Here is a 19,202-nt window from a genome sequence, read left to right as displayed (position 1 = left end):
GGCGAATAGACAAGCTGGGAGGTGTGCGCCCCCCGGAGGCTACGGTGCGGCAGATACTAGCACACCAAGAATGAAAAAATCTCGTATTATTCAGTCACACAGGCACACAGATTGAGAGGGCCGGATGGCCAATTGGGTCGAGGTTGAGATTCCACCGGATCGGTCAGGAATGAGGTTGGACAAGGCTTTAGCGCTGATGCTGAAGGATTGTCTGTCCCGCACGGCGGCGCGCGCCGTGATTGAAGCGGGCGGGGTGGAAGTGGACGGCCATCCCCAAATCCAGGCCGATGCTACGACGCGACAGGGGCAGCATCTGCGCGTGCGCCTGCCCGAGCCTGAAAAAGCGACAGCCATCGCCCAACCGATGGATCTGGCTATTGTGTACGAAGATGACGATGTGATCGTCTTGGATAAGCCCGCCGGTCTTGTGGTGCATCCGGCTTGCGGTAATCCTGACGGCACATTAGTCAACGGATTGGTAGCCCATTGCGCGGGTAGACTCTCGGGCATGGGAGGCGATTTGCGGCCCGGCATCGTCCACCGTCTGGATAAAGACACCAGCGGCCTTATGGTGGTGGCATGCCACGATATCGCCCACCGGGCGCTCAGTGCTCAATTCTCAGGCCACAGATTGGCGCGTGTCTATCATGCCCTGGTCTGGGGCTGGCCCTATCCATCGTCCGGACGCATCGAAACGCGGTTGGCTCGCAGTCCCACCGACCGGCGCAAGGTGGCCGTGACAAACGCCGCGCAGGATGCCGAGCATGGTAAATTGGCCATCACACATTACCGCACGCTTGCGACCTTCGGTCCTTTGGCGAGTCTGATCGAATGCCGTTTGGAAACAGGTCGTACCCACCAGATTCGCGTGCATATGTCCCATATCGGCCATCCCATCGTGGGCGATGCCACCTATGGCCCACCGCCTCGCGCTTTACTGCGTACACAGGCTAAAAACCACTTGTTGCCCCTGCTGCGCGCCTTCCCCCGCCAAGCCCTACACGCCACCGAGCTGGATTTCATCCATCCGACCGACAACGCACCGCGCCATTTCACCAGCCCTTTGCCCAAAGACATGCAGGAACTGGTGGTGCTGATGGAGGCAGGCACTAAAATATAACCTGGCAATCCTAAGCGAAAATTCCTCAAAATATTTGGCACGCTTGCATCAGAGCGCCAAGATCGTCTCAGAATCCGAAGAATGGACGGCCTGTCCTTGCTTCATCACCGTCCACCTCGCATCTGCTTGGCCCCTAAGATATTGACAGGGCGGCTGAACTGTTAACTGACCTATGGATAGGGCGGCTCGCGCGGTATACCTTACGGGCCCATTTGGCCATCACCAGCCGGACCGCATGGCGAACGCCCCTATGCCGCTTCACCGTCTGTCGAGGCGCGAGCACGGACCGGTTGTTGGTCGATTTTAATAAGGCCGCTTGTTCCATGCGACCGACTTTATGAAGCAACTTGGTTGCCCAACGATTCATATCCGCGGCAATTCTTTTCTGCCCTGACTGCACAATGATGTCGGCCATTCGACGATACAGATCCAGGGCCTGATGGCGTTTTCGAGAACCGCGCGGCGCTTGAACGGCTGTGGATATCATCGCTCTCGCCGTGGAAGCCGCAACACACATCTTCTGGACGTGACCAGTGCCGCATCCTTGTTTATAGAAAAAACGTGTCGCCATCTGCCCCAGTGCCGTCTTGGGAACCTCGGTCATAGCATGCAAACGCGTGTCCATTGCGCCCTCTGAATCAAAAGCGTCCAATCGTAGCAGCGCTTGAGAAAACCCCACTGTTGCGCGATCGACACATCGTACATGACCAGTTTGCGACCCCGCGATGATCTGAACATAGACCCGCGCAGCCTCTAGCAATTTGGTAGGATCTTTTTGCATCGCGTTGGCCACACGCACAGCACCCATGCCCGCATGATTTCGGACGGTCTGATTTTCCTCTTTCGAATTCAATATCTCAATGTACCCCATGGCCGCACAAGACAATCTGCCTCGAAGCTCCATGCGTACAACATCAAGATAAGTTTGTGTTTTGAACGGTTGTGCATTCATATGGCGTCTCCATGGCTTGCAATGTCTGGCCTAGTAACGGGTATCATTCCTAATAAGCAATAATGCCATGATCGCATGAAACTAATGAATCAATTTTAGTTTCTATAGACGTGTCATCAATCATTGTAACTCCCAAGCCCCCATTTCAGGCAGGCAGGGCCGAGACGAGGGTTTCTGGTTTTGAGGCAAGGGTTTTTAGGATGTTCCAGCCCTGTTTTCTGGCTGTGGAGAGGACGGAGCGGAGCGAGGCGAAGGTTGTGGCACCGTCCATGGTGCGGAATCCGCCCGAGATTTTCATTTTCACCTTCATCATGCGGATGTCCTGCTCGGCCTGATTGTTGGTGAAGGGCACGGCGAAGTCTTCGAGGAAGCGCAACGCGTCCTGTTTGAAGTCGCGCAAGCGCCGCAGCAGATTGAACCCGGGACGCCGCGCCTGTTTGCCGCGTTGCCCCACACGCCGCCCTGCGAGCGGAGGCAGGTTTTCGTGGTAAATCCAGCCCTGCATGATGATCGCGTCGTACAAAGACATCAGACGACGCTTGACGCGCTCGGGCAAAGACTCCATGCCCGCGCCTTTGGCGCGATGCGCGGCCTTGTTCGCCAGCAGAAGGAAGCGGAACATCTTTTTCGCCCACGGCTCTTTCTCGATCTCCGTCAGGGCCTTCAACTCGCGCAAATGATGCGCGTTGCACAGGCCGTGGGTCAGGCCCGCCAGCGTATAATACGGTTTAAAATGGTCGTGGACGATGACGCCGCCCTGCAGGGTTCGTGGAACGGTGCCGCGCTTTTCCGACGCGCGATAATGCGTCAGCGCCGTTGTCGATACCACATGCAACCATTGCGTTTTGCCGCCGATGCGAAAGCCGGTTTCATCCAGATGCCGTACAGGGGCGGCGTCTAACAACTTTCTGATATGTTCGACAAAAGGCTGCAAAGCCGCAGCTTTTGCCTTGCCCCACGCGACGATGCTGTCGGGGCACAAGCCTTTCGCGCCGAACACATCATTCATAACCTCGGCGGCTCTGTCTTCAGGAATAAGCTGCTGCGCGTTCAGATAAACCGCCGCCGCTTTGATGCGTGCGCCGTATTGAACGAACGATGTCACGTCTTCGGGAAACGCCGCCTGGGTCGTGCCATGGCATTTTGCGCAGGTGTAGATGTGAGCTTGATGTTCCGTGACCTCAAGCCGAGGCTCCGGTATGTCAAACACCTGTCGCTTCTCGACGCCATCCGCCATTGCAGATGTCAGCTTCGCACGACAATGAGCGCAGTTTTCTGCCGTGTGGTGTTTGATGATATTCGGCGTTTCAACACGTCGCAGCGTTCCGCCCTTATGCCCAGCCTGTCCGCCGCTTTTCTTGCCAGACGCGCCGCGCAAACTCCCCGCTATCCGTGGCTTCTTGCCAAGCCCATCGCTCGACGGCGGTTTGCTGCTGTTCGAGCTGTCCTTGCCCAACTGCCGCCGCAGATCAGCCACTTCCTGCTTCAAGGCCGCATTCTCAGACCGCAAGACGGCTATCTCTCGCCGTAGACCTTCGATTAACTCGCGCAACTCGGGGGAAAGCTCCATCCCCCTTTGACTCATATCCAGCCTTCTAACACCAGCAAAATCAGCTCATTATCCGCTTGATCTTTAAACCTGTTGCCTTCCGGACTCACTCGGGGGCTTGGGAGTTACCAATCATTGAGACAAATGACAGACGCACTTTACAGGTCACGGCCGTAGCCGCAGGGTTGCGAACGGTTCTTTTTTCAGTTGCGGGGTATCGGTCGTCGCATGGATCTTTGTGCTTAAGGGCAGTGACATTCTGTCGCGGTCTTTGTGCCCATTAACCATGGTGGATGAACAGGTTGTTAACTACTCATGTGTTTATCTTGATCTAAGATGACCAACGATCTGAGCGAAGAGCAAATCATGGCGCTGCAAAGCGACTTGCAAGAGAGATTGCCCGAGATATTCCGTTTGGCTACCGAACGGACATCGGAATCGCGGATCAGGCTGGCCGATGTCCTGACTTCGGCGGTCTTAGAATGCCATGTGGTTCTGAACGAGCACGAGTCGCATCTACTGCAGGAAATCATAGATGATCTTTTGGCCAATTCAGGCGTGGATGTGCGCCAGATTCTGGTCGAGCGTTTTGCTAAGGCAAACAGCGCGCCGCGTAATGTCATTATCTCGCTGGCTTGCGATGAGTCGATGGATATTGCCGGACCTATCTTGCGCCAGAGTGTGAATCTGAGTGATGAAGACTTGATCTTCGTAGCCGAGTCCCATGGCCATGATCATGCCTTAGCGATTGCCACGCGCTGCGCGATCAGTGAGGCGGTGGCCGATGCATTGATCACTACTGGTGACGTACGGGTCATGCAGACTGTGGTCGAGAATCTCGGGGCCATGCTTTCTGACAGTGCCATGAATATGCTGGCCGAATCCGCACGCCTGACCGAGGCGCTGCGCGCGCCGTTGATTAAGCGTCCGGAACTGAGCGTTCATATGGCCAGCAGCCTGTATTGGTGGGTGTCCTCGGAACTGCGTCGTACCATCTTGCGCCGCTACGGCCTGAATCCCGGTCAGATTGATTCCGCCTTGGCCGGGTCGATTCAGGAATTGCTGCGCCATCATGAGCGCGATCACGCCGATCAAGAAGAGTTCACGCAGATCATTGATTGGTTGACGGCGCATGACGCACTCTCCGCCGCTACGTTGATTCAAGTATTGCGCATGGGGCAGTATCGCCTCTTCGAGGCGCTTTTGGGACATATGACAGGGTTGCGCCCCAACAGCGTACGTGCCTTGGTGCTGCAATCGGGCGGTCATGCATTGGCCGCCATATGCCGCGCGGCGGGCGTGGATAAACCCAGTTTTGTCTCGATCTTTCTGCTCAGCCGTGGCGCACGGCCAGGCGAGCAGATCGTGCGGCCTAGCGAATTGTCGGAAGCCTTGGTGGCGTTCGACCAGATCACGGCGGAAAAGGCCAAGATGATGATGGCCGCTTGGGGCAGCACAGAAAACAATCAGCTCGCCGATTCTGCGTCTTATGTTCAGTCTTCCATAGTCAAAAGTCTGAACGGGTAATGTCAGCATTCCTGACGATGCCGTCTTGCGCCACCAGGAATACCACCGGCCCTTAATCGATAAGCTTGGGCGCTTCGCTCATCTCATGGCCAGTAATTTTTAGGATGCATCCCGAATTCGGGGCCAAGGCATCATTGGGGGCTTCGCTGCGCGATTGTGCCGCGCGCGGCCTGTGCGGCATTGAGACAGTCGGCCCCTTACTCATTGTGCTTTTGCCTTATCTAGGGCGGCTTGTCAGATGGTGCCGTCACCGTGCAGCTCTTGCATGCTTTGCAAATTGACGCGCGTCTTGTCATATTCTGCCGATGTTCGGCCTTCGCCTCCGTGGCGTGAGGTATTGATATTCAGATAACCAGGGGATGGTTATGTCATTATGGGTCATTGAAAATGCGCGGTTGAATCAAGGCACGAGAGTCCTGTTTCAGAACATCACGTTTTCCGTGAATGCCGGAGACCGCGTGGGGCTTGTGGGCAATAATGGGTGCGGCAAGACATCCTTGGTCCGGGCGTTGTTGGGCGAGATTGAGCTGGATCAGGGCAGCATCACGCGCCAACGCCATGCCCGCATCGGCTATGTGCCGCAGGAAGTCCCCGATGATATCTACGATGAAACTTGCCACGGCTTTTTGCTGCGCGCCTTGCCGTCTCATGCTCAAGACACGGATTTTTGGCAGGTCGATGTGGCTCTGTCCGAATTGGGCTTGGAGGCCCATTTATGGCATCAGCCTCTGCGCGCTTTGTCGGGCGGATGGCGGCGATTGTTGTTGATCGCCCGCGCCCATCTGCAAGATCCCGATCTGTTGGTGATGGACGAGCCGACCAACCATCTGGACCTTGGAAAAATATTCAGGCTGGAAAATTGGCTGCAGCAGGCGGCGCGGGCGGCGCTGCTGGTGATCTCGCATGACCGCGAATTCTTGGATAAATGCACCACGAAAACCGTCTTTATGCGCTCGGATCATGTTTATGAATTCGCGGCCCCCTATTCGGTGGCGCGGGCCAATCTGTTGCAGTATGACGCGCTGGCCGCCCGCACCCGTCATCGTGAGGAGCAAGAGATTCAACGTCTTGAAAGATCTTCAAAGCGTTTGATGGAATGGGCCAATCGCAAGGGCGTGAATCCCGATCTGGCCCGCAAGGCGCGCGCCGTGCAAAATCGCGCCGAACAGCTTAAGGAACGCCAAACATCGACGTATAAAGAGGAACGGCGCGATATCAAGCTGCATCAGGCGCATGTGGCTTCGGATGCGTTGTTGCTTCTGCAAAACACGATCATCCGCGCGCCGGACGGGCGCGATTTGTTCAAGGTCGACCGGTTGGGCATCAAGCAGGGGGATCGCATCGCGTTGCTGGGACTGAATGGCGCGGGCAAATCGGTCTTCATTCGGCGGATCATCGACGCCTTCGAAAACTATGAGCCAGGCCCCAGCCTATCCAAGGAAATCTATTTTAGCCCTCAGATGCGCATGGGCTATCTGGATCAGCATTTGGAAAAGCTGCCGCCACGGATGGACTTGCATAGCTTCATCGCGCAGGAATTCAAACTGGGACACACGCAGACCATCCGGGTCTTGGTGGCGGTCGGTTTTGCCGCCGATCAGCAAAGCAAGCGCATCGGCGATCTCAGTTTGGGCGAAAAGGCGCGTCTGGCCTTGCTGGTGCTGCGGTTGTCCAAACCGAATTTCTATATTCTGGATGAACCTAGCAATCATCTGGACATTCAGGGCCAGGAGGATTTGGAAGAGGAATTGGACGATAAAGGGCATAGCTGCCTGTTCGTCTCGCATGATAGGCGCTTGGTGCGCGGCGCGGCGACCCGTTTTTGGGAAATCCGCAAGAAACGCTTGATCGAGGTGGAGAGTGTCGAGCCGTTTTTCGAGACTCTGCGCGCCCAGGCATCGGAAGAGGGAGATAAAATGCTCTCACGCGGTTCCTGAATCGTTGTCTGAATTACGTCAGGCCGTGTCGGTGGTTGGCCAGGTCTAGGCCCAGATAGAGAGTCTCGCGGCCTGAAGGGTCGTGTGGTTCGCAAGCCAAGATGCCAAAGCCGACCGACAAGAAGCTGCGCAGGCTGGGGGTGTTGGCGGCGGCGATACGGGCCAGCATCTGCATGCGGCCATGGCGCACCGAAAGGCCGCATGCGCTGAGCAACAAATGCCGCGTTATGCCTCTTTGGCGGCATAAAGGGTCAACCAATGCACCCTGAAGCATGGTAATCTCATGCGGCAACCAGGGCAGGGGACGGGCAATTCCTGTTCCGGCAAAACTGTCCTTCGGCCAACGCAGAATAATCTGGGCAGCCAGATTCGGCCCCATCCAGCATCCCAGCATGGCTCCGCCCTGGCCAGCCAGTAAGGCGATCAGCTCACCGGGAGATCTTTGTACCATAAAGTGGCGGTTTTCGGCCGGAAGAGCGGCAATGCTCCGTTTTTGCATGCCCAGAACCATCCCTATATCCGCGCGATTTAACCGGCGATGTGTCAGAGGAATATCCATCTCAATCGGGAGAGACGGAAGCCAGGTTGCAGTTGAACATGGCGCTGTCTGTTTGAAACAATCCTGGGTCATTTTATGTATCCGTTCCATAAAGCGGGACTGAGGCTTTGTCTCGTTTGTGCCCCCTTGCTGAGGGAGCGATGGGCGAGGAAAGCAGACGCGATCAGGAGCGGCGCAAATTTAGGCCGCACACAAGCGGCATCGTCGCAGTCGCAGCAACGAAGGAGGGAACAAAAACATGTAACCAATATACTTCATAGGCTCATTTCCTCTTTTCCTCCCCTGGAAGTCAATAGTTGTGTATTTTGGGCTGGCGTCTTGCCCTCTTGGTGCCTTATTTACCGTTATGATTTGCAGGGGTAAGTGTCTGCAAGCTGGCAGATGACGAATGGAAATCGGTTTCAGATCAAAAAAGGATGCCAAGCATGGATAGTTCATCGGTAGAGCAGGTGCGTTTGGCCGGGTCGGTGGCCGCTCATGACATGTCCATTATGGGCATGTTCATGGCCACGGATACCTTGTCGAAGGTCGTCATCATGGCCTTATTAGCGGCATCGGTGTGGACATGGGCTATCATTATGGAAAAGCTGTTTCGTCTGCGCCGCTTGAAAAAGCGCGCGTTCTTCTTCGAGGAGCGTTTCTGGTCGGGTGGGTCGCTTGAGACCTTGTACGACAAGATATCAAAAAGCCCTGGCGACCCGATGGCCAATGTTTTCGTGGCTGGTATGAAGGAATGGCGCAACGCGGCGGACAAGAATCTGCTGGCCACGCCCGCCATGCGCGGCAGCTTGCAAGCGCGTGTCGAGCGTGTCATGCAAACCACCTCCGCGCGCGAAATGAGCGATATCGAACATGGGATGGCGGTGCTGGCCTCGGTGGCCTCGGCATCGCCGTTTGTGGGCTTGTTTGGCACCGTTTGGGGCATCATGAACAGCTTCACGGCCATCGCGCAGCAGGGCAATACCAGCCTCGCCACGATTGCGCCAGGCATTGCCGAGGCGTTGTTCACCACGGCGCTGGGCTTGGTGGCCGCCATACCGGCGACACTGGCCTATAACAAATATGCCACCGACATCAACCGCTATGGCGAGAGATTGGAGACGTTCTCCAGCGATTTCCATACGCTGCTGTCGCGCAATCTTGAAGAACATCGGGGAGGCTGACGAAAGAACATGGCCGGCCATCTCGCTACCTTGCGTCGCCGCGCGCGCCGCAACGCCTTTCGCGCCAATGCGGATATCAATATCACGCCCATGGTCGATGTGACTCTGGTGTTGCTGATCGTCTTTATGGTCGCCGCGCCCATGATGACCGTGGCCGTTCCGGTCGATCTGCCCCAGGCTAAGGCACCCAATATCAGCGAACAGAAAGAGCCGTTGGTGATCACCGTTGACGGTAAAGGGGGCATTTGGTTGCAAGAAACCCGCATGGATGTCTCGCAATTGGCTCCGCGCCTGCAAGCGATCGGCGGGGTTAATCCTGACTCGCGCATCTTTGTGCGCGGCGATCAAAAAATCAATTATGGCCGTGTCATGGAAGTGATGGGCATTTTGAACAATGCCGGATATCGCAAGGTGGCACTGGTCGCCGAACTTCCGCAGGAGGGGGCGCGCAGCGGTGCGGGGCGCTGATCCCATGCGCCGTTGGCTGCTGGTTTCTGCGGCGCTTCATCTGGCATTCATGCTGGTGATGGTGTTGGGATTGCCGGATTGGTTCCGTACCAAGCGCGACACGGTCATGCTACAGCCGATTCCCGTGGACGTGGTTGATATCAGTGAACTGACGCGCCTACGCCAAGGCGAGAAAGTCACGCAACAACAACAAACCCCGCCACCGCCTGCGCCTCCGACACCTCCCGCCCCCACGCCACCCGCTCCAACGCCGCCCGCGCCCACGCCACCGCCTCCGTCGCCGACACCTCCGCCCAAGCCGACCCCGCCTGTGGAGAGTGCCGAACCTGGCCCGGTGCCGCCCAAAAAGCCAACGCCGCCTAAAAAGGAAGAGCCGCGCCAGGATCAGTTGGCAAGCGTATTGAAAAACGTCGCTCGGTTGAAGAATCAGTTGCCACCGCAGCAAGACCAGCCCCGCGCTCGTCCGCGTCCACAACAAGCACCCCAGATGCCACCGGGTATCTTTGGTGGCAAGGGTCCTTCGGTGGGCGTTCCGACCTCGGCCCCTTCGGCCAGCGAGGCTTTGAGCATGAGCGAGCTGGACGCTTTGCGTCGCCAAATCGAGTTTTGCTGGAACGTGCCCATCGGCGCGCGCGATATTTTCGATATTCAGGTGGACATCTTGCTCGAAATCAACTCTGACCGTACAGTAAGTCGCGCGATTCTGGTGGACCGGTCACGCTATGACCGCGACAACACATATCGCGCGGCAGCCGACTCGGCGATGCGGGCCGTCTTTGACCCGCGTTGTTCGCCGTTGGATCTGCCCGCGGGTAAGTATGAACAATGGCACCGCTTGACGTTGAGTTTCAATCCAAGCGGGATGATGTAGCTGGCAAGCAAGAACGAGGCGAGGAGAAAACAAGATGACCGCACGGCGCTTTGTAAAAATGGGGATCATGGCTTTGGTGGCCGTGGCGGGGCTGTTGGGGGCCGTGCCTGCCCGGGCCGATCTGAAGGTCGATATCTCCCGCGGGTCGGTTGAGCCGATGCCCATCGCCATACCTGACTTTTTTGCGACCTCGCCCTCGGATCAGCGCGTGGGGCGCGATATCGCCGCCGTGGTCGCGGCGGATCTTGAACGCTCGGGCTTGTTCCGTCCGGTGCCGCCCAGCAGCTTTATCCAAGATCCCGCCAGCTTGCAGACCCAGCCACGCTTTGCCGATTGGCGCGTCCTGCAAACGCAGTCGCTGGTCGCGGGCAAAGTGACCATGCAAGGGGATGGCCGCTTAAAGGTGGAGTTCCGCCTGTGGGATGTGTTCACCGAACAGCAATTGACGGGCCTGGCCTATTTCACCGTGCCCCAGAATTGGCGCCGCATCGCGCATATCATCTCGGACGCCATCTATAAGCGCATCACGGGCGAGGAAGGCTATTTTGATACTCGCATCGTCTATATCGCCGAGAACGGCCCGGCCAATCGTCGGATCAAGCGTTTGGCGATCATGGACCAAGACGGCGAGAATCATCGTTTTCTGTCCGATGGTCGTGCCCTGGTTCTGACGCCACGGTTCTCGCCGACGGCGCAGGAAGTCACTTATATGGCTTATTTCAACAATAAGCCGCGCGTCTATCTGTTCAATATTGACAGCGGGCGTCAGGAAGTGTTGGGCGATTTCCCCGGTATGACCTTTGCTCCGCGTTTCTCGCCCGGTGGTGATCGCGTGGTCTTTAGTCTGTCACAAGGAGGTAATTCCAACGTCTTTACGATGGACCTGCGCACCCGCCGCACGCAGCAGATGACCAACCATCCGTCCATCAACACCTCGCCCAGCTTCTCGCCCGATGGGAAGCGGCTGACTTTCGAGTCCGATCGCAGCGGCACGCAGCAGCTTTATGTGATGAGCGCCGGTGGTGGTGAGGCACAGCGCATTTCCTTCCAAGAAGGGCGCTATGGCACTCCGGTATGGTCGCCGCGCGGTGATCTCATCGCTTTCACCAAGATTCTGGGTGGCCGGTTCTATATCGGCGTCATTCGTCCGGATGGCTCGGGTGAGCGCATGATCACCGAGGCCTATCACGCCGAAGGTCCTACATGGGCGCCCAATGGTCGCGTATTGATGTTCTTTAAGGAAACCTCGGGCGGTCCCGGCGGCGCGGGTAAGACCGCGCGCTTGTACAGCATCGATCTGACCGGCCAGAATGAGCGTGTGGTGCAAACCCCGCAAGACGCCTCAGATCCGGCATGGTCCCCGCTGATTCCCTGATTTGAGAGGGACGCGCATGAAATCGGGCCGCCCAAGGGCGGCCCGATCCATGTTAAGAACTTATCTGCCTAGATTTCAGCTACTGCGTCACGCGCCAGCTGCCATCGGGCTGCAGACAGGCTGTGCCATAGGCGGGTTGATAACGACCGCTGACGCTGATGCTTGACTGAAACTCACGACAGGTCAGGCCATGGTTGTCAATATAGACACCTGATACAGGCTCTGCCGACATAACCGGAACGGTGTTTTGGTAGATGATGGTCGGCTGACGCTGTACCACCACCACGCGCTCGCGTATCAAGGGGCGCGGCTCCAGAATGATACCTGAGCGGCGATATTCCCAAACCGGCCCAGGGCCATAATTGTCCCAATGCGGATGTCGGCGATCCCAACGGGAGGGGGCGGCGTGCCTATAGTCTCGGCCTCTATAGTTATGATCGTTGCGATCTGCGTATGATACAACCACCCGCGTATCTGCCGCCGCCGGATGAGGGAGTAGGCCAACCGCTCCGCTGACAGCAAGAGCGGCCAAGGCAAAGGTTAACATGCGTTTCATGGTTCGATTCCCTCTCTGGGTGGTTCTGTATGGTGTTATTCTCCTATGGGATTAAGATTTTTCTTGGTCAGGATCATGGCGAAGGCGTGACATTTTTCTTTTATCGGAACGATCAATCATCCCCGTGATGGTTAACCTGTTAACAGGCCCTCAATGATCCTTGGATACGATATTCCTAGCCCGAATCCTATGATTCCAGAGGAAAACGTGACGGATCCAACGCAACAAACTCTCATCGCTCAGCCTGATCTGCTGACGATGGTGGAAAGCCTGACGGGCATTGGTCATTGGCGTTGGCAAGCCGACAGCGCGGTGCAGGAATATTCGGTTGAGTCGTTGCGCATCCTTGGCTTTGAGACGAGTCCGGTGGCGTTGGATCAGTTTTTTTCAACCTTGCATCCTGATGATTATGTTCTGGCGCGCGCATGCCTTCATCTGGCGATGGAAACCAAACGAGGCTTTGACTTGGTGTTGCGGGTGACGGCGGGTAAGGATGCCACGGTACGTACTATTGCCTGGCGCGGACAGGTTCTGCCCGGCGCAACCGGTGCGCATGACGAGATGGTTGGCACCATCCAAGACGTGACCGCCGAGAAGCGTTCAGATGAGCTTTTGATTGCGCGTGAACGTCGATATCACGACTTCCTTAACCACCTAGATGAAGCCGTTGTGGTGTGCGACACAGAAGGACGGGTGCAAGAGCATAACCGTCAAGCTTGCGCATTCTGGGGACTGAATCACCATGAGCTGCTGGCGAAGACCGCCTCTGAGCTAGGGCTACCTGGCTTTAATGAGGAAGAAGAAGCCGCCATGGACATGACCATCACAAGGCTGGACGGCAGCAAATTATCTGTTTCCATCAGTCATTTTCCGGCCAGCTGTATGGAGCCAGACAGGCATCTTTTCCTTCTACGTGACCTGTCATATTTTCGCCGAATCGAGGATTCTCTACGATCTCATCAAAGTTTCCAGGAAGTCCTTCTCGACACGATCATTAACCCCATCTACTACAGCGATCAGCAGGGACGCATTGGATATTGCAACAAGGCATTCTCGGAAGCCTTGGGCGTGGCGCGCGAGAGGATTGTCGGTAAAACGCTCTTCGATATCATGCCCCATAGCCTGGCTGATGTGCATAAACGGTCGGATGACGCCTTGATTCAAGGAAGATCGCTTCACGCCTATGAGGCGCTGTTTCCATTCGCGGAAGGCAGCATCCGTGAGGTCCTGGTCTCAAAAGCGGTGGCGCGTCACCCCAGCACGGACGAGATGCTGATCGTCTGCACGATGATGGATGTCAGTCAGATCAAACGTAGCCAACGTTCCTTGGTCAGTAATGAAAGACAATTGAGGCATCTGTTGGAGTCCAATCCGGTCGGTGCCTTGATCCTAAGCGAGGATGGCCTTGTTCTGGATGCGAATGATCGTCTGGCCGAGATGGTGGGTATGACGCGCCAGCATGTGCAGGCCATGCAGGCCAGCGTTCTTTATGCGGATCCGAAAGACCACGAACGCATCTGGAATCAAATTGCTCAAGGTCACACCGTTCGAGATGAACCTGTGCGTCTGAGCCATGCGCAAGGCGAGGATGTCTGGGCACTGATTTCGGCCGAACGTAGCTTATTCGAAGAACAGCCAGCAGTGGTCATCTGGTGCTATGACATTACGCGCCAGAAAAAGCAGGAGGTGGCCCTGGCCAAAGCGCAACAGGAAGCCGAAGCCGCCAACCAGGCTAAATCCGCCTTCCTTGCCGCCATGAGCCATGAGATTCGGACCCCGATGAATGGTGTGGTCACGATGTCGGAGTTGCTGGCACGAACGCCGCTCTCCAATGAACAGAAGGCGATGAACGAGGTTGTACATGAATCCGCATTGGCCTTGCTGAACATTATCGGCGATATCTTGGATTTCTCTAAGATCGAATCCGGTCAATTCAAGTTGGAGCAGAACGAGTTCTCGTTGACTGATCTGGTGGACGGCGTGGTCGACTTGCTCGGTCCCAAGATGGTCGAAAAAGGATTGGACCTTGTGACGGTGATTCAACCGGACGTCCCCGATTATTTAGAGGGCGATCCTCAGCGTATTCGGCAGATCATTTTGAACCTTCTTGGCAATGCCATGAAATTCACCGAGAAAGGCGGCATCACTCTCACGATAGAATGTGTTCAGGATCCGGCATATGACAAGAAGAATGTCGCACACGATCATAAGCGGGTTCTGCGATTTGCTGTCGAAGATACAGGCATCGGCATCCCTCCGCATATTCAAGAACATCTGTTTCGTCCCTTTGTGCAGGCGGATGTGTCTACCATGCGCCGTTATGGCGGCACAGGGCTCGGACTCTCGATATGCCACGCCTTGGTAACCATGATGGACGGACGTATAGGAATTAACAGCGTATCCGATAGGGGGTCGTCGTTCTGGTTCACTTTGCCGCTGATTGCTTATCCTGACCGGCGTAGCGCACAGCATTACGATTTCCATCATGCGCCCATTATGGTGGTCTGCAATTCGCCGATGCTGGCCCAAAATCTGGAAATGATCTTACGACAAGATAACGCCATGCCAAAGGTTCTGACGAATATGGGCGATGTCAGCCGATATCTGGTGGGTGCTGAGGTTAAGGGACAGCCGTTTCAGATCGTTATTCTTGATGACCGGCTGGATCATCAAGAGACTTGGATCCCCAAAGAACTGGCCAAGCCACCTTATCTTATTCGCCTTTCTTCCTACATGCATTATCTGTCGTCATCGCGTGATAACGCTGTGCCAGGATTGCGCCAAAGTCATCTGTCGCGTCCGGTCAAGCCCCATGCCTTGCGCCAGGCTATGGCGGAAGCCATGGGACTTACGCAACCCAAGAATCACTCATGTCATCGCAATAGTGACGACATGCCTATCGGGGATGCCATCTTCTCCCCTCCGGATATCGAGCAAGCGCGACAAAAAGGCGTGCTGATTCTGGTGGCAGAGGATAATCCAACCAATCAAAGCGTCATCCGGTTGCTGATGAGCAAGCTGGGCTTTGCCATGGAATTGGCAGGCACCGGACGACAGGCGCTCAAGATGTTGCAGGAGAAAGATTACCATCTGCTCCTGACCGATTGTCATATGCCGGAAATGGATGGGTATGAACTATCTAGACGTTGGCGTTCTGACGAAAAGAGAAAAACGGCGAGGGAACGTTTGCCGATTGTCGCTCTGACCGCCGATGCGCTGCCAGGCACACGACAATTGTGTTACGACGCGGGCATGGACGATTATCTGATCAAGCCGGTGTCAATTAGTGATATGGAGTCGTGTATTCGTCACTGGTTGCCCAGTGCTATAGAGTGGCGATGTGACAAGCGTAGAACCGACAAAACATGTCCTGAAACCGATGTCCGACAAGAGCAGACGCAATTGCCTTCGATGGAAAAGAACGTCGATGATTTGCCCGTCTTGGACATGGCGTATTTCCAGGAATTGGTGGGCGATGACCCGGCGATGCTTTCCGATATGCTGAATCAATATCTAGATAGAGTTCAACGCGACCTAGTGGATTTGGATAAGGCATTCGACAAAAAGGACATGACGGCTATTCGCTCTCTCTCTCATGGTATGGCGGGATCGTCGGAGACAGCGGGGGCCAAGCGCATGAGTTATCTAACGCGCATGATCGAACAGAATATATGGCAAGGTCATTTTGATGCCGCCAGTGCGGTAAGATCGCAGATCATGCCCGCAATGCGGGAATTGTCTGCGGTGATCGCGGCGCTGCGTCCATCACACCTAGGGCCAAAGAAAGAACAGCCCTGATGTTTATCACGAATTAGCGACCGAAGAACGCAAGGTCAATGTGTTGGCGCAGGGATTCTTGTGTGGGGGGTTTGAGGACGAATGATTTAATGCCCAGATCCCGCGCCTGTTGGACAATGCGCGCCTCGGCATGATGTGTCAGGAAAATGACGGGCATCTGGTTCAGATCGATGTGCTTGTCCCTCTTGATATGTTGAAGGAAGACGATGCCGTCAATGGGCTGCATCTCAATATCGCAAATCACCAGATCGGGTTTGACTTCGTCCAATAGGGAAAGCCCAGATGCGCCATCTTCGGCTTCGGCGAAATGCGCGAACCCCATTTTCTCCAATAGGCGTTTGACGACCGTGCGGATGAATGGCTGGTCATCAATGATCAGGATTTTCTTGTCTGCATATCCCATGTCAGCAACCTAGCATCTGATGATCCACATCATGACAGGCCGATGGTATAGCGCTTATCCACCGCAGTCATATCGACACCTTCGACGTTGGCGCCACTTAGATCGGCATCGACCAATGAGGCACCTCTAAGATTTGCGCCGCGAAGATCTGCTCCCCTTAAATTGGCATGGCAAAGGTTAACGTCCTGTAAATTTGCTTGGCAAAGCCGTGCTTTCTGTAGTTTCACGCCGTGGAGATTGGCAGGCCAGCGCCTCCTTTCGGCACCGATCAGCGCGACAGCGCCCAGATTGGCTCCGGTGAGATTGCAACGGTTCAGATTGGCTCCTTCCAAATTGACGCCTCGTAAATCGGCGTGACTAAAGTCTGCTTCGATGGCCAGGACATATTTCAAACTTGCCATGGCTAGCTTGCAGCGTGTGAAGGTGCTGGAATTAAGTGTTGCTAGGTTCATGATAGATGCCGATAGATCGCGATCACGTAAATCCAAGCCCTCCATCGTGATATTGGAGAAATTGGCTTGAACGCCTTTCGCGCACATGCTGTCAATCCAGGTGCGATGGTCGGCCAAAATCTGCTCAAGCGGAACTTCCATAAAATCCAGATGTTTCGAGCGAATCATGCCCGTGGTGTCGGCATCCACCAGATCCACCTCATGGACATTGGCCGCCGTCAAGTCGGCACCGTCCATGATGGTGGCGCTAAGTATTGCGCCGTGTAGGTCTGCACCGTGCAATAGGCATCCGCTGAGTATCGCGCCGCTTAAATCCGCGTTTTCTAGATTCGCGCCGCGCATATCCGACCCTGTTAGGTTGGCGTTGGCCAGTTGCGCGCCAGCTAGATTGGCATTCATCAATTGAGTTTGGCAGGCCATGGCCATGCCCAGTTTTGCGCCTGCCAGATTGGCGTTGTTCATGATCGCGTGGTTCAACTCGGCCTCGTTGCGGCGGATGGCGACGTAGGTTCCGTTGGGGTGTAACTTTAGGATATAGCCCTCGCGGATATCCGCGAATTGCATATTCGCGTCTTGCAAGTCAGTGCTATTCAGCGTCACGCCACGCATATCGGATCTTTCGAGATTGCAACTGCGCATGCGAGCGGATGACAGGTTGACGCCAAACAGGTTGGCCCCTTTCAGGTTGCTCCGCTCCAGATTGACGCGTTCAAGATATGAACCGACGAACTCGCATTCGGCCATGTCCCGAGACGACAGATCAAGTCCAGAGGCATCGCAGAAGGTCATAGAGAATTTCTGTCCTCCCGGTCGGCCTTCCCTGAATCTGCGGTGCAGATCGTACCGAGAGTCAACTTCCTGCTGGGAAATTGGATGCAAATCAACGTCATTCTTGGGTTGCATGTGTCTGGCCGTCAGATTGGAAACGCATTCTTCGAATTAAATCAGAAAGAGGTAAATAAACTACCAAGCAACAACCATAGGGTTGATGCGCATTTAATATATATTATTGATTTGTAACATATCTCAAAAAATAAGAGCTAAGAGAATTACACGCAATCGGGCGCTCCGGGTGATTTAGGCAATATGGCGTTGCACTGTTCTTCCAGACATTCCTCTAAGCTGCGCATCAAAGACGCCGCATCGTCTTGAGGCGTCAAGGCAGGTAAGAATCGGACGGTGATGGTGCCACGGCTATGGGGCATTCCGCGTCGCGGCCAGAACAGCCCGGCATTGTGCGCCATCGGCACGATGGGAAGTTTCAGGCGTTGAGCCAGCAGGATAACGCCGACCTGGTAGCGGCGGTGCTGGCCGGGCAGGGTGCGCGTTCCTTCGGGGAAAATGACGATGGGACGCTGCGCCTGGGTAGCCGCGCGGGCACTGGCTATCAGACGGGCGACCGTGCGCGCACCCTGTCCGCGATCAATGGGGATGGCCCCCGATCGGCGCATATACCATCCCCAAAAAGGCAGGGCGAACAGCTCACGCTTGGCGACGATCGCCGGGTTGCGCAGCATCACGAACAGCTTCAGAGTTTCCCAGGCCGAGTGATGCTTGGCCGCGACGATATAGGCACCGTGACGGGGAAGATTTTCCAAGCCCTCGACGTGGTAACTCAGCCCCAGAACCACGCGCTCAATCCATGCCAAGCTGCGAAAGAACCAAGTCAGAAAATACAGGTAAACCCGTTCAGGCATCGCCAGAACGATCAGCAGGCCCAAGCAGCAAAAGCCAATCCAGACAGAATAGACCGTCGCAAACAAAATTCGGCGTAACCGCGAAGCGAGAATGGGTCCTGTCATTCGTGCACGGTCTCCCACCGCAGGTCCAGCAATGTGGCGAGGTATTTATTATACTCGCCCGACAAAAGGCGCAGCCGCGCCGGGTTCATCCACCACAGATCTAAATGCATCTGCGACGGAGAGACGGGATAGGGAAAGATAATGGTGTCAGGCAGTCCCGTGCGGAACAACAGCAGACTGCGCGGCATGTGATAATTGGCCGTCACCAGCAAAACCGAGCTGGCGCCTTCGGTGCGGATCCATTCTTGCGTCTCTCTCACGTTCTCCTTGGTGTTGTCGGCTGTGCGACCGGCGATGATGCAGCATTCTCGCAAGAATTCGGAGACATCGACTCCGCTTAGGACATCGGCCAAGGGAACCGATGCGGGGATTCCCGATATCAGCAACTTGCGGCCCTTGCCCAGCTTCAGCAGATCGACGGCGGCGGCGATACGGTCGGCACCACCGGTCAGGACGACGATCACATCGGCCACCGGCGCTTTGGCGGGAGATTCCATGCCGGGTTGATGGAGGACGCTGGCCATGAATCCGGCGAACCCGCCCACCCATAACAGGCCGGACAGGAACACCAGAAGCATCAGCAGACGGACGAATCGACGGAACATAAGGCCGATTATAGACATGACCGCACAAAACAAAACGTGCTAAGCCGTCAGGTATCAAGATCATG

17 protein-coding genes are annotated in these 19,202 nt (G+C 55.7%); 8 read left to right on the top strand and 9 right to left on the bottom strand.

Annotated elements, in window-relative coordinates; genetic code table 11:
• Positions 1-124: 124 nt before the first annotated feature.
• On the top strand, positions 125-1,120 hold the full coding sequence (locus IPI58_03400) for an RluA family pseudouridine synthase (protein QQR69712.1): 996 nt from the start codon (positions 125-127) through the stop codon (positions 1,118-1,120).
• A gap of 133 nt (positions 1,121-1,253) precedes the next feature.
• Here the strand turns inward: IPI58_03400 and IPI58_03395 are convergent, their stop codons facing one another.
• Positions 1,254-2,072 (bottom strand): hypothetical protein, encoded by an 819-nt coding sequence (locus IPI58_03395; GenBank protein QQR69711.1) that lies wholly within the window; start codon positions 2,070-2,072, stop codon positions 1,254-1,256.
• Positions 2,073-2,217: 145 nt separating this feature from the next.
• Complete coding sequence (locus tag IPI58_03390) at positions 2,218-3,642, bottom strand: IS66 family transposase (GenBank protein ID QQR70028.1); 1,425 nt, start codon at positions 3,640-3,642, stop codon at positions 2,218-2,220.
• Between the two features lie 315 nt (positions 3,643-3,957).
• Here IPI58_03390 and IPI58_03385 point away from each other — a divergent pair, with 315 nt between their 5' ends.
• On the top strand, positions 3,958-5,148 hold the full coding sequence (locus IPI58_03385) for a DUF2336 domain-containing protein (GenBank protein QQR69710.1): 1,191 nt from the start codon (positions 3,958-3,960) through the stop codon (positions 5,146-5,148).
• A gap of 52 nt (positions 5,149-5,200) precedes the next feature.
• Here the strand turns inward: IPI58_03385 and IPI58_03380 are convergent, their stop codons facing one another.
• Entirely contained in the window at positions 5,201-5,353 is a 153-nt protein-coding gene (locus IPI58_03380; protein QQR69709.1) for a hypothetical protein, read from the bottom strand.
• Positions 5,354-5,513: 160 nt separating this feature from the next.
• On the opposite strand from IPI58_03380, the gene IPI58_03375 reads away from it, so the two are divergent.
• Positions 5,514-7,085 carry an ABC-F family ATP-binding cassette domain-containing protein gene (locus tag IPI58_03375; GenBank protein ID QQR69708.1) on the top strand — a complete coding sequence of 524 codons (1,572 nt, stop codon included), beginning with the start codon at positions 5,514-5,516 and terminating at the stop codon, positions 7,083-7,085.
• Positions 7,086-7,098: 13 nt separating this feature from the next.
• On the opposite strand, the gene IPI58_03370 is transcribed toward IPI58_03375, so the two are convergent.
• A complete protein-coding gene (locus IPI58_03370; GenBank protein QQR69707.1) occupies positions 7,099-7,584 on the bottom strand; it encodes a hypothetical protein in 486 nt (161 codons plus the stop codon).
• A 485-nt stretch (positions 7,585-8,069) separates the two neighbouring features.
• Here IPI58_03370 and tolQ point away from each other — a divergent pair, with 485 nt between their 5' ends.
• From tolQ to tolB, 4 genes are read left to right on the top strand one after another with little or no spacing between them, the layout of a single operon-like run.
• On the top strand, positions 8,070-8,807 hold the full coding sequence (gene tolQ, locus IPI58_03365) for a protein TolQ (protein QQR69706.1): 738 nt from the start codon (positions 8,070-8,072) through the stop codon (positions 8,805-8,807).
• 9 nt (positions 8,808-8,816) lie between these two features.
• Positions 8,817-9,275, top strand: a complete 459-nt coding sequence (locus IPI58_03360; protein QQR69705.1) for a biopolymer transporter ExbD — start codon at positions 8,817-8,819, stop codon at positions 9,273-9,275.
• A 4-nt stretch (positions 9,276-9,279) separates the two neighbouring features.
• Positions 9,280-10,146, top strand: coding sequence for a hypothetical protein (locus IPI58_03355; protein ID QQR69704.1), 867 nt, complete (start codon positions 9,280-9,282; stop codon positions 10,144-10,146).
• Positions 10,147-10,180: 34 nt separating this feature from the next.
• Positions 10,181-11,521 (top strand): Tol-Pal system protein TolB, encoded by a 1,341-nt coding sequence (gene tolB / locus IPI58_03350; GenBank protein ID QQR69703.1) that lies wholly within the window; start codon positions 10,181-10,183, stop codon positions 11,519-11,521.
• Between the two features lie 79 nt (positions 11,522-11,600).
• Here the strand turns inward: tolB and IPI58_03345 are convergent, their stop codons facing one another.
• Complete coding sequence (locus tag IPI58_03345) at positions 11,601-12,077, bottom strand: hypothetical protein (protein ID QQR69702.1); 477 nt, start codon at positions 12,075-12,077, stop codon at positions 11,601-11,603.
• Between the two features lie 207 nt (positions 12,078-12,284).
• Here IPI58_03345 and IPI58_03340 point away from each other — a divergent pair, with 207 nt between their 5' ends.
• Positions 12,285-15,875, top strand: coding sequence for a PAS domain S-box protein (locus IPI58_03340; protein ID QQR69701.1), 3,591 nt, complete (start codon positions 12,285-12,287; stop codon positions 15,873-15,875).
• A gap of 13 nt (positions 15,876-15,888) precedes the next feature.
• Here the strand turns inward: IPI58_03340 and IPI58_03335 are convergent, their stop codons facing one another.
• The 4 genes from IPI58_03335 to IPI58_03320 all read right to left on the bottom strand — a co-directional run bounded on the left by IPI58_03335 (position 15,889) and on the right by IPI58_03320 (position 19,137).
• On the bottom strand, positions 15,889-16,278 hold the full coding sequence (locus IPI58_03335) for a response regulator (protein ID QQR69700.1): 390 nt from the start codon (positions 16,276-16,278) through the stop codon (positions 15,889-15,891).
• A gap of 29 nt (positions 16,279-16,307) precedes the next feature.
• Positions 16,308-17,519: a pentapeptide repeat-containing protein gene (locus IPI58_03330; GenBank protein QQR69699.1), complete on the bottom strand. Its 1,212-nt coding sequence runs from the start codon at positions 17,517-17,519 to the stop codon at positions 16,308-16,310.
• A 260-nt stretch (positions 17,520-17,779) separates the two neighbouring features.
• Positions 17,780-18,532, bottom strand: a complete 753-nt coding sequence (locus IPI58_03325) for a 1-acyl-sn-glycerol-3-phosphate acyltransferase (protein ID QQR69698.1) — start codon at positions 18,530-18,532, stop codon at positions 17,780-17,782.
• On the bottom strand, positions 18,529-19,137 hold the full coding sequence (locus IPI58_03320) for a YdcF family protein (protein ID QQR69697.1): 609 nt from the start codon (positions 19,135-19,137) through the stop codon (positions 18,529-18,531). The genes IPI58_03325 and IPI58_03320 overlap by 4 nt, the downstream gene beginning before the upstream one ends.
• Positions 19,138-19,202: the final 65 nt, after the last annotated feature.

The organism is Alphaproteobacteria bacterium (assembly GCA_016699305.1).
GTDB lineage: Bacteria > Pseudomonadota > Alphaproteobacteria.
This window is presented reverse-complemented; position numbering and strand designations above follow the sequence as displayed.